We start from the raw sequence: 12010 nt of genomic DNA, 5'->3' as shown, positions 1-12010 counted from the left end.
ACTACAAATCTGTAATATTAACTATTTCCTGCGGTATATATAAATCATCTTTTAATATCTTTTCTATTTCATCTCTATATTCCCTATCAAATTCTCTTAAAAATACTTGGCTAATATTTCTATTCTGTCCTTCTTTAGTTTTTGGCAAACAGATCTTGTCAGCTTTTGCCTTATCAATCATTTTCTTATATCCCTTTATAAATGGTGCTATGTTATATTCCTTACTAAATAATTCGTACAGCCCTTCGTATATAACTATTCCTTCATAATCCAAGTCACCAAAATATAATATGGTATTTCCGCTATCAGAAACGTAGTCTTCCACGGATATTTTATAATCCTTAAAGGCCTTGCTGACATTTTTTCCACCTCCATATATTAAAGTGCTTATATCTTCCTCTAATATACTTTCTCCTCCACTTATCAAGTGTCTTCTCATCGTGTAGTAAGTATCCTTATTTTCTATTATTAAAACTTTCTGTGGCGCTTTCGTGGATTTTGAATAATAGGCTAGAGGTTCAGAGGTGTCATAATAATTTAATTCTTCTAGTTCCAATCCTAAGTTTTTTACGATGGTTTTTCCGCCTTCTTTTTGTAAGAACTTTTCTCTTCCCCATATCTGAAAAGACCTTTCATTCATGGAAACAGGCTCTTTTAATAACTGCTGCTTATTTGTAATAAAATCACTTAGTTTAAGAATATACTCTCTATGTTCTTTATACTTGTCTATATGACTCTTGTAATACCCGATACTTAACTTAGGTGAGAGCTTGTAATTTATTTCTTCGAGAAACTCACTATTATCTTCACCTTTTTGCAATATTCTGTACTTTTTGTATAGTGTCGGTCTTTTGCCATTTCCCCCACTGCTTTTTACTGGAGAAAGTTTTTCATCTTTTATTAGGTTAGTTATTAATTTACATAAGTCATTATAGGTTTCTGTTTTATACATTTTTTCTAGTTGGTCTAATTCTATTACTTTTTTGTTATAGTTATTTAAATTCATATTCCACCTCAAGTTAACGTCAGAATTGCTATAAATAAAGCGAATGGATTTATTAATGAGAAGTATTAATGCTATTAGCTATATGTTACATAACTACTAATTAATTGACTATGTTTTCTAGGTTTTACTTATTCCCTGATTATTATTTTACCATTATCCATAAAATATAACCATATTTACTAAGGGTGGTGATATCATGACCGCAGAAGAAAAAGCATACATTGCAGGAATAATAGATGGAGAGGGAAGCATTATGCTTATTAGCCTTCACAAAAATCAATACCCTTCCCCTATGATAAGCATAAGTTCAACAACTATGGAATTATTAGAATGGATAAAATCAACTGTAGGAAAAGGTACCATTATAAACAAGAAAAACTATAATACCGAAAGACATAAAAACTCCTATACCTATTACTTAAAATATAATGATGCTATTGAATTGCTTAAAGAAATTGAATCTTACCTTGTAATTAAGACAAAAAAGAAAAGAGCTCAAATGATCATCAATGAATACAAGGATGTTACACCTCGTAATGGACGGTATTCATCGGAATTGCTAGCCTTAAAGGAAAAGTTTTATGAAGAATTTATAGCAATAAAATAAGCCCGGCCTATGCCGAGCTTATTTTATATGTATGGTGGAGGTGAGGGGACATGCCTTTCCATTGTCTCCAATGGCACTGACTATATCTTGACCTTATTCCCAAGGCCCCTGGCGTATTATAGAGGTCATAAATTTTTAATCAACCTCTATCCTAGTACTTCATACCCATAAGGATTTAGAAGCCTATGAGTCGATACATGGCTGTTGAGTTTCCTCACATACCACTCGGTATTGCCGTCGTCGTCACACGTTACGGTTTCACCGATAAAGCCAGATTTTCACTTATGAATTACTTCATAAGGCGACTCTTATGAATCGAACCCCTGTCCGAAAGCAGTAATACCTAGGCATCTCCGAGTGCAGTCCTTATTTTAACATTCCCTCTGCCAGCCGCCCAAGGACAGGCTTCTGGTTTCAGTAGCTTCATAAATCCCGTTTCTAGGTCAAAGCTTTCCTAGACTCGTTTCACCGCTGTCGACGCCCTATCCTAAGCCGCGGTACTCAAAGGTAGAACGTAGCAGACTAAGCTGCTAATGCAAAATTATCGTTTGCGTTTATCTTTAATCCCATAGTTTTTTAACGCGGGCCCACAGGTTCCCTCGACTCGCTTCCTAGATACAACAAACCCCCGTCGAAACCAAGTACACCCCCATGTTATTGAATATAACACTTCGGTTAGTAAGTGTATCTCCTAAAATATATAAACGCATTTTTATATTAAATTTTGTTATTAAATTGTACCATTTAAAACTCTCATCGTCAAGGACTTTTAACCACCTGACAGTTATTATAATACACCATAAGTTGCGAGTTATCAATAGTATTATTAACTCCAACTGAGTAACTTATTTCCTAAAAGTCATGACCTTGCTCTTAAATATAGAACAAGGTCTTTATTTTAGATTAGAAACATTGCTACTATAGTAGTAACAACTAAGCCAATGACAACTGGTTTAATGTTCCTCTTAGCTAATTCAAAGGCATCAACTCCGCATATAGCTGCTACAGGTATTACTGCCCAAGGAATTATAGTTCCTCCACCAACCCATATTCCAGCTATCTGTCCTAGTGCAGTCAATGTTTCTACGCCGCCACCTAAGGCTGTTGAAAATAGGTTTGCTATAGAACCTACTAGAGATATTCCCGAGAAACCAGAACCATCTAAACCGGTAATGGCTCCTACTGCAGTAAGTGTTCCAGATGCTACAACTGAATTTAGCGGTACTGAATTAGCGAGAGCTACTCCAAGGTCGTTAACTATACCATGGGAACCAGATGGAAGTATCTTTCCGAATATCTCTGTGAATGCTGAATCTCCAAGGTAAAAGAAAGCTGCTATAGGAATAACTACTCCAAATATCTTAAATCCAAATTGTAATCCCTTAATAAGATCACTAGTTATCTTTTCTAATGACTCTTTTTTATAGGAAATTACAGATATTAAGCTTAGTATAAACACTGCAGTTCCTCCTATTAAAGCTGTTGCATCTCCCCCCTGTAGCTTGGCAATATACATTATAAATATATCTACTGCAAATAATCCTAGAGTAAGTACGCCCAAAAACTTTCTAGCTTTACTTGATGGGATTAAAACAGGAGCCTTTTCCGCCGCAATTTCCTCTTCTCCATTATAGTCTACGGTAAGCTTTCCATTCTTAATATCTTTCCTAAGTAAGTAAAATGCTGCTGCTGTAGTTACTAAACCCATAGTTATTGTTAGAGGTACACTGGCAGAAATAACACTGGCTACTTCTATTCCTGCTGCATCTGCTGTAAGCTTAGGTGCTGCTTGTATTATATAATCACTGGACAATGCTATACCATGTCCGAACAAGTTCATAGATATAGCCACCCCTATAGCTGGAAGTCCTGCCTTTTTAGCTATAGGTAGAAATAACGCACCTATAAGTGCTACCGCTGGCGATGGCCAGAAAAACCAGGATAGTATCATCATTACTATACCTATAACCCAGTATGCAATCCAATAGTTCTTAATAATCGGTTTAAAAGGAGATATTAGTTCTTCATTGATTCCTGCTGCTATTAAAACGTTACTCATAGCAGTTATGATAGAAATGATAAATATGGTAGGCATTAGTTCTTTTGTTGCATAAACAAAGCTGTTAAATACTCCCATGGTAGACTTATATATGGAGCCTGTCCCTATGAGACCAAGCAAGAATATACCTACTATACATATGAGGGTTATATCTTTTTTTCTAACCATAGCTGCAATAATTATTAATATAAAAATTAAATAAATGTAATGTAGAGAAGTTAATGTAATGCTCATTTTTTGCCTCCCTATAAAATTATTATGATAATAGATTATGCAGCATAGGTGGCTATGGTGATAGTTTATTGGTTGTTTAATAATAGTTATTCCATAAAAGCATGTTTTATTAGAAAAATTGCTTTCACCTTATCAAATTAAATATAATTTCATTCTGCATCTATCTTCACAGCATGATTGAAAGTCACTAAAAAACAAAAAAGGCTGCAAAGTTACAGCCTTATCTTAATCTTTCTTTCATTTGTCTATCAATATCTCTTTTTGCTGCTTTTTCAAGCATTGCGTCTCTCTTATCGTAATCCTTTTTACCTCTAGCCACCGCTAAATTTACTTTTACTCTACCATTTTTAAGATAAAGTGATAGCGGTATAAGTGTATATCCCTTTTGAGTTGTATATCCTAATAATCTAGATATTTCGCTCTTGTGAAGCAGCAGCTTTCTGTCTCTCAAAGGATCTCTATTAAATATATTACCTTGCTCATAAGGACTAACGTGCATATTACGAATAAATATCTCTCCATTTAAAATATCTGCATAGCTGTCTCTTAAATTTGCCTTACCAGCTCTAATAGACTTTACCTCTGTTCCTACAAGCTCTATGCCTGCCTCCATACTTTCTTCTATAAAATAATCATGTCTTGCTTTTCTATTTTCAGCTAGTGTTTTATTTCCAGTCTGTTTCTTCATATCAACACCTACTTTTTCTTTATATAAGATATTTTATTATATTACAGATATATCCAAAAGTCAATATTTCTAAGAGCTGCTCTGGGAGAAATAGTTACTTTCCATTATAGCAAGGGCAACAGCACCTATAACACCTGCATCTATTCCTAAGGCTGCTGGTACTATCTTAGTACTTTCCGCCATAGCTTTAAAACATCTCTCGTTAACTACTTCTTTTACTCTTTCAAATACTATGTTTCCACCCTTTGAAACTCCCCCTCCGATTATCACCATCTCTGGATCAAAGGAAGCAATTACATTAGCTACACATATCCCAAGATAGTTTAATGCTTTATCAAGAACTTTTTTAGCTATTTTGTCACCTTTTTCTGCTTCTTTAAATACCTCATAGGCTGTTATATCTTCATATGCTACTAAAGACGTATCTACTCCCTTTGCAACCTCTTCTCTTGCTGCTCTTCCTATTGCAGTACCTGATGCTAATGCTTCTGCACAGCCATAGTTGCCGCAGTTACAAAGAGGCCCCTCCTTTTCTAAGGTTGTATGTCCTATTTCTAAAGCGTTTGAAGTATTCCCTCTATAGATTTTTCCGTTTAATACAGCTCCTCCACCTATTCCAGTAGAAACTGTTATAAATACCATGTTATTTGTTCCTTTACCTGCTCCAAATACATATTCACCTATTGCCGCCGCATTGGCATCATTATCTAGGTAGACAGGAATGTTAAACTTATCCCTTAAAGGGTTAACCACATTGAAATTCTTAAAAGGAAGATTAGGAGTAGTTATGATTTTTCCCTCCTTTGCGTCTAGAGGTCCTGGAGAACCTATACCTATAGCTGCTATTTTATCTATATCTACTTTAGAATCTAGTATTACTTTTTCTATTACAGATATTATTCTTTGTAGTACTGCCATTTCCCCCTCTTCTGCTTTCGTAGCAAGAGTGTACTTAGAAAATATATCTCCATTAAAGCTTGCAACAGCTCCACTTATCTTAGTTCCACCTAGGTCGATTCCTACTACAAACTTACCTTCCATGGTAACTCCTCCTTTGCATAATACTCTATTTAATTATACACTATATACCATAGCTACCACAAATACTCATTTATATCTTCTAAAGCAGCTGAATTTTTATTAACTAAGCTGTAAGTATTTCAAGAACATCTTAAAAAATTAAAAAGACGAGATTGCAAAGCTTGCATCCTCATCTTTTTTGTTTATCATTAATTGATTTCTATTCCTCTAACCCTATCTAAGCTTTCTTTGAAAATTCTCTGCAAGAACTATCTCTGAAGTTTTAGAGTCACTTTTCATCTTTAAATCATTTCTGTTTAAATCCCTATTTCCAATCCCATCGGTAGTGTAATCTTCAACTGGTGCTATAGATAATTCGCTAGAGTTTTCCTCAAGATTTCTAGGTATGCTTACTTCCTCTGAAGCCATTGTTGGTTGTGGCAGCTCTCCATAAGCTTCTTCTATTCTGGCATTTTCACTGTTTAAGTCACCATTACCTATTCCATCTGTTGTAAAATCTCTTTTTTCTCCACTTTCAGCCATATCTTCCTCATCTCCTTTTACTAATTCAAAGTAAATCTCATGAGAGAACATATCAACCTTTAAAACTCTAATTCTTACATCATCGCCTAGTCTGTATATATTCTTAGTTCTTTCTCCTATGAGACTTAGATGCCTTTCATCATAAACATAATAGTCATCATCCATAGTACTCATATGCACAAGACCTTCTATAGTATTTGGGAGTTCTACAAACATTCCAAAGTTAGTAACGGAAGATATTATACCATCATACTCTTCTCCAATTTTTTCACTCATATATTCAGCTTTCTTTAAATCATCTACTTCTCTTTCCGCATCTTGAGCCAATCTTTCCATATCTGAAGATTGCTTTGATGCAGCTTCTACTTCTGCTGTTAATTTTTTTGTTCTCTTATCATCTATTTTACCATTTATAAATTCCTTTATTATTCTGTGAATAATAAGGTCTGGGTATCTTCTGATAGGTGATGTAAAGTGGCAGTAGTATTTTGCCGCTAATCCAAAGTGTCCTACGCACTCTGGTGAATATCTAGCTTGCTTCATGGAGCGAAGTAAAAGTGTACTAACAACTGTTTCTTCCTTCTTACCCTTGATCTTTTCAATTACGTCCTGCAGTGCTTTAGGATGTAGTTCCTGTCCCCACTTTATTACATATCCCAAATTATGAATAAATTCTCCAAAGTGTTGAAGTTTTTCTTCATCTGGATCTTCGTGTATTCTATATACAAATGGCATATTAGCCCAGAACATATGCTCAGCTATAGTTTCATTACATACCAGCATAAATTCCTCAATTATTCTATTGGCTATTGCTCTCTCATAAGGCTTTATTTCTATAGGTTTTCCTAATTCATCAAGAATTATTTTGCATTCTTCAAAGTCAAAATCTATAGCACCACGGTTAAGCCTTCTTTTGTTTAATACACCACAAAGTTCTTCCATAAGCTTAAAGGTATCAACTAGATAATCATATCTTTCCATGACCTCTGGATCTTTGTCTCTAAGTATCTTTGTAACATTAGTATAAGTCATTCTCTCATTAGTTTTTATGATACTTTCCATTATTTCATGATCAACTACTTTACCAGACTTATCAATTTCCATAAAACAGCTTAGTGTAAGCCTATCAATCTGTGGATTTAAGCTGCATATACCATTTGAAAGTTTCTTAGGAAGCATTGGTATAACTCTGTCTATTAAATATACAGATGTTCCTCTGTTTAACGCCTCTTTGTCTAATGGATTTTTTTCTCTTACATAGTGAGATACATCTGCTATATGTACCCCTAGATAGTAGTTTCCATTTTCTAATTTTTCTATGGATATAGCATCGTCTAAATCCTTTGCATCCTCTCCATCTATTGTAACTATGGTTAAGTCTCTTAAATCTTTTCTTCTTGAGTACTCTTCTTCTGGTATTTCTTCTGGTATTCCGTCTGCAAAGGAGTCTACCTTTGGCGGAAACTCTTCAGGCAGACCGTATTTCTTAATTATAGTAAGTATATCTATTCCTTTTTCGCCTTTCTTACCTAATATCTCTACCACTTTTCCCTCAGGATTTCTTCTTTTGTCCGGCCAAGAAGTTATTTCTGCTATAACAATTTCTCCAGTTTTAGCTCCTTTTCTAGATTCCTTAGGTATAAATATGTCTTGATATATTCTTTTTTCTTCCGGTACTACAAAGCCAAAGTTTTTACTGTCTTCATAGGTACCTATAACAGTTTTATTGGACCTCTCCAGTATTCTTATTATTTCTCCTTCTCTTTTCTTTCCTCTATTTTCTTCTCTTGTTACTTTAACCACTACTTTGTCACCATTCATTGCTCCATTCATGTATGAGGATGGTACAAACACATCTGGTGTCTGGTCATGCGGTATTACAAAGCCAAAACCCTTTTGATGACCTTGAAGCTTTCCAACAGCAAGACCCATTCTTTCTGGAACTCCGTAATGTTCAGTACGGGTTTTTACTATTTCTCCGTCCTTTTCCATGTCATTCAATATCTTCTCAAAATCTTTTCTGTCTGCTTTTCTTATACTAAAAACTCTTTCTAATTCTCTTAAATCCATTGGTTTATATGCTTGTTCTCTCATAAAGCTTATAAGGGTTTCTCTAATATTCATATTTCTCACCTCGTAGTATTTTAATGTTATAATTCATCCTTCCTACACATTCCAAATACGTCTATTTAAATATATGTAAATTCTTACGCTTTTACCTGTAGAATTATTTATTATTATCTTTGTACTATTACCTTAAAAATATTCATATTAGAATATTTTTATAGCCTTATATGGTATTTTTGAAAGGTAATTGTTTTTATATTGTAATCTTAATAATATAGCAAAATTATCCATCAGTCAAATCGGTATATATTATTTGAAACAGATGTATTTAAACTCAATTATTAATTTTATAAAATAAATAGAGCGGTACAAGACCGCTCTATTTATGTAAATCAACCTATTGTATTATATTCTGCACCATGCATAAAATAGCGAATATTATTCCACATATAACTGTAACCCTTGATAGCATTGCCTCTGAAGTTCTTGACTTATTTTTTGAATAGAAGGATTCACTTGTTCCTCCGGAGACTAATCCACTTAATCCATTAGTCTTGCTTGGTTGTGCTAATACAACCGCTATTAATATAATAGCTACTATAGTCTGAATAACCATTAAAACAGTACGCATGCATTCACCTCCTGGCACTTTCACAAATTTCATTTTAACATATTAACCGGGTCATTACAATGACATAATTAACATACTAAAATACTGCAGCCTTACTGTATGTAAAGCTGCAGTGCTTAATTTACACTAACTATCTTTTAATATTATAGAAGGCTTTTAAACCTCTGTATTCACCCATCTCATCTAATTCTTCTTCTATTCTAAGAAGTTGGTTGTACTTAGCAACTCTTTCTGATCTTGCTGGAGCACCAGTCTTTATTTGTCCTGCGTTTACTGCAACAACTAGATCAGCTATAGTTGTGTCTTCAGTTTCACCAGATCTGTGAGAAACAACAGCAGTATAGCCTGCTCTTTCTGCCATTTCTATAGCATTTAATGTTTCTGTAAGTGTTCCTATTTGGTTTAATTTTATAAGTATAGAATTTGCAACTCCCTTTTCTATACCGGTTTTTAATCTACTTGTGTTAGTTACAAATAGGTCATCTCCTACTAACTGAACCTTATCACCTAATTTTTCGGTTATTATCTTCCAGCCTTCCCAGTCCTCTTCTGCCATACCATCTTCTATTGAGATTATTGGATACTTATTTACTAAATCTACATAGTAATTGGCCATTTCTTCAGGAGTTAAAACTTTACCTTCACCAGCTAAATTATATTTTCCACCTTCAAATATTTCTGATGAAGCTGGGTCTAGAGCTATGAATATTTCTTTTCCTGGAGTATAGCCAGCTTTTTCTATTGCTTCAACTATAACTTGAATTGCTTCTTCATTTGACTTTAAGTTTGGAGCAAATCCTCCTTCATCACCAACACCAGTGTCATATCCCTTTGACTTTAATAGGGATTTTAATGCATGATAAACTTCTGCACACATTCTCAAAGCTTCACTAAAGCTTGGTGCACCTGCAGGCATTATCATAAATTCTTGTAGATCTACATTATTATCAGCATGCTTTCCACCATTAATTATATTCATCATCGGTACTGGAAGAACCTTTGCATTTACTCCTCCAATATATTGGTATAAAGGAAGTCCTAAATAATTAGCAGCTGCACGAGCACAAGCTAAGGACACTCCAAGCATAGCATTAGCTCCAAACTTCCCTTTGTTATCTGTTCCATCAAGTTCTATCATAGTTTTGTCTATTGCAACTTGATCAAATACATTCATTCCTATAAGTTCTTCAGCTATGTAGTTATTTACGTTATCTACAGCTTTTAGTACACCTTTTCCGTTGTATTTAGTCTTATCATCATCTCTTAACTCTACTGCTTCAAACATTCCAGTAGATGCTCCTGATGGTACTGCTGCCATTCCTATAGTCCCATCTTCTAAAACAACTTCAACCTCTACTGTTGGAAATGCTCTTGAGTCAAGAATTTGTCTAGCTAATACGTCAACAATTTCTACATAATTTTTCATGTTATACATTCCTCCTGTTTTTTATCAGCATAAATGAAAATTTACGCTAATATTATAAATTTTTCGTCAATTTGAGGTAAAAATTTTTAAATTGGGAGCAGGAAAGTTCCTATTCCCAATTTAAGATTATTTTATAAGGCTTTTCCCAGTCATTTCTGTAGGCTTATCTAATCCCATAACTTGAAGCATTGTTGGGGCTATATCTGCTAGTATACCGCCATCTCTTAATGGTTTAGCTTCTGCTGCTACATATAGGAATGGAACTGGATCTGTTGTATGAGCTGTCATTGGCTTACCTGTAGAGTAATCTATCATTTGCTCTGCATTACCATGATCTGCAGTTATAAATGCAGTTCCGCCCTTCTCTAATATTTTATCCACTACTTTTCCTAAACATACATCTACAGCTTCTACAGCTTTTTTAGCTGCTTCAATTACCCCTGTATGTCCTACCATATCTGGATTTGCATAGTTACATATAATCATGTCGTATTTATCTTCATCAAGTCTACTTAATAATTCCTCTGTAAGCTCATAGGCACTCATTTCAGGCTTCATATCGTAAGTAGCAACCTTTGGGGATGGTATAAGAGCTCTATCTTCATTTGTATTTGGCTCTTCAACTCCTCCATTAAAGAAGAAAGTTACATGAGCATATTTCTCTGTTTCAGCTATTCTCAATTGATTTTTTCCTAGTTTACTTACATACTCTCCTAAAGTATTTGCGTAACTTTCATTTCCAAAGGCTACATCTACACCTTCTAAAGTTACATCATACTCAGTTAAGGATATAAAGGTAAGATCTAGAGTTTCTCTCTCAAAACCATCAAATACCTTATCATTTATAGCTCTTGTTATTTCCCTAGCTCTGTCTGGTCTAAAGTTAAAGAATATTACAGAGTCCTTATTCTTTATAGTGGCCTTTGGCTTTCCGCCTTCCACTATTATTGATGGAAGTACAAATTCGTCTGTTTTGTTATCATTATATGATTTATCAACAGCTTCTATAGCACTTGCTGCTTCCTCACCTTTACCAAGAACCATTGCATTGTATGCAAGCTGAACTCTTTCCCATCTCTTGTCTCTATCCATAGCATAGTATCTTCCTGATACTGTTGCTATTTCTCCAGTTCCAAGCTCTTTCATAAAACTTTCTATATCTGATATATACTCTTTAGCTGAAGCTGGAGGAACATCTCTTCCATCAAGAAATCCGTGAAGATATACCTTTTGAACACCTTTTCCTTTTGCTAATTTTAGAATGCCTTTAAGATGATCTGTGTGTGAATGGACTCCTCCTGGGGATAAAAGTCCCATTATATGAAGTGTTGAATTGTTTTCTTTAGCGTTTTTTATAGCCTTATTTAGAGCTTCATTTTCAAAAAAGTCTCCATCCTTTATTGACTTAGTTATCCTAGTCAACATTTGATATACTACTCTTCCTGCACCTATATTTAAGTGTCCAACTTCTGAGTTACCCATTTGTCCTTCAGGTAGTCCAACACTCATGCCGCTAGCCCCTATTTCTGTATTAGGGTAGTTGGCCAAATATCTATCATAATTTGGCTTATATGCTGCCTTAACTGCGTTTCCTTCTACTTTGTCTGAAATTCCGAATCCGTCAAGTATGATTAATGCTACTGGTTTCTTACTCATTTCTACCTCCAAATTTGTAAGTTGAAAGTTAAAAGCTAATAGTTTAGGCACCTATCAATTCTTAACTTTCAAC

Annotated in this window: 8 protein-coding genes, 1 other RNA gene and 1 pseudogene; 1 reads left to right on the top strand and 9 read right to left on the bottom strand. The window is 34.5% G+C overall.

The features are described 5' to 3' along the window. Position 1: 1 nt before the first annotated feature. Positions 2–1006: a DUF2220 domain-containing protein gene (locus N4T77_RS04795; protein WP_261670601.1), complete on the bottom strand. Its 1005-nt coding sequence runs from the start codon at positions 1004–1006 to the stop codon at positions 2–4. Between the two features lie 196 nt (positions 1007–1202). On the opposite strand from N4T77_RS04795, the gene N4T77_RS04790 reads away from it, so the two are divergent. Next, positions 1203–1613, top strand: coding sequence for a hypothetical protein (locus N4T77_RS04790; protein WP_261670600.1), 411 nt, complete (start codon positions 1203–1205; stop codon positions 1611–1613). A gap of 311 nt (positions 1614–1924) precedes the next feature. Here the strand turns inward: N4T77_RS04790 and ssrA are convergent. The 8 genes and pseudogenes from ssrA to gpmI form a co-directional block, all read right to left on the bottom strand. Then, positions 1925–2255, bottom strand: a transfer-messenger RNA (tmRNA) gene (gene ssrA / locus N4T77_RS04785). Between the two features lie 256 nt (positions 2256–2511). Beyond that, positions 2512–3906 (bottom strand): hypothetical protein, encoded by a 1395-nt coding sequence (locus N4T77_RS04780; protein WP_261670599.1) that lies wholly within the window; start codon positions 3904–3906, stop codon positions 2512–2514. Between the two features lie 220 nt (positions 3907–4126). Continuing rightward, entirely contained in the window at positions 4127–4594 is a 468-nt protein-coding gene (gene smpB / locus N4T77_RS04775; RefSeq protein ID WP_261670598.1) for an SsrA-binding protein SmpB, read from the bottom strand. Between the two features lie 69 nt (positions 4595–4663). Next, positions 4664–5635 carry an ROK family protein gene (locus N4T77_RS04770; protein ID WP_261670597.1) on the bottom strand — a complete coding sequence of 324 codons (972 nt, stop codon included), beginning with the start codon at positions 5633–5635 and terminating at the stop codon, positions 4664–4666. A 513-nt stretch (positions 5636–6148) separates the two neighbouring features. Further along, positions 6149–8281: pseudogene (gene rnr, locus N4T77_RS04765) on the bottom strand (ribonuclease R); the annotation flags it as partial. 340 nt (positions 8282–8621) lie between these two features. Beyond that, the gene (gene secG / locus N4T77_RS04760) at positions 8622–8855 is read right to left on the bottom strand and encodes a preprotein translocase subunit SecG (protein WP_261670596.1); all 234 of its coding nucleotides are present in this window, start codon (positions 8853–8855) and stop codon (positions 8622–8624) included. A 130-nt stretch (positions 8856–8985) separates the two neighbouring features. Further along, positions 8986–10281 (bottom strand): phosphopyruvate hydratase, encoded by a 1296-nt coding sequence (gene eno, locus N4T77_RS04755; protein WP_261670595.1) that lies wholly within the window; start codon positions 10279–10281, stop codon positions 8986–8988. Between the two features lie 126 nt (positions 10282–10407). Beyond that, positions 10408–11937 carry a 2,3-bisphosphoglycerate-independent phosphoglycerate mutase gene (gene gpmI, locus N4T77_RS04750; protein WP_261670594.1) on the bottom strand — a complete coding sequence of 510 codons (1530 nt, stop codon included), beginning with the start codon at positions 11935–11937 and terminating at the stop codon, positions 10408–10410. Positions 11938–12010 lie beyond the last annotated feature (73 nt).

It is taken from the genome of Clostridium sp. CX1 (assembly GCF_025398335.1).
Classification (GTDB): Bacteria; Bacillota; Clostridia; order Clostridiales; family Clostridiaceae; genus Clostridium_AM; species Clostridium_AM tanneri.
Note: the sequence above shows the minus strand (reverse complement) of the source record. Positions and strands in the feature narration are given on the sequence as shown.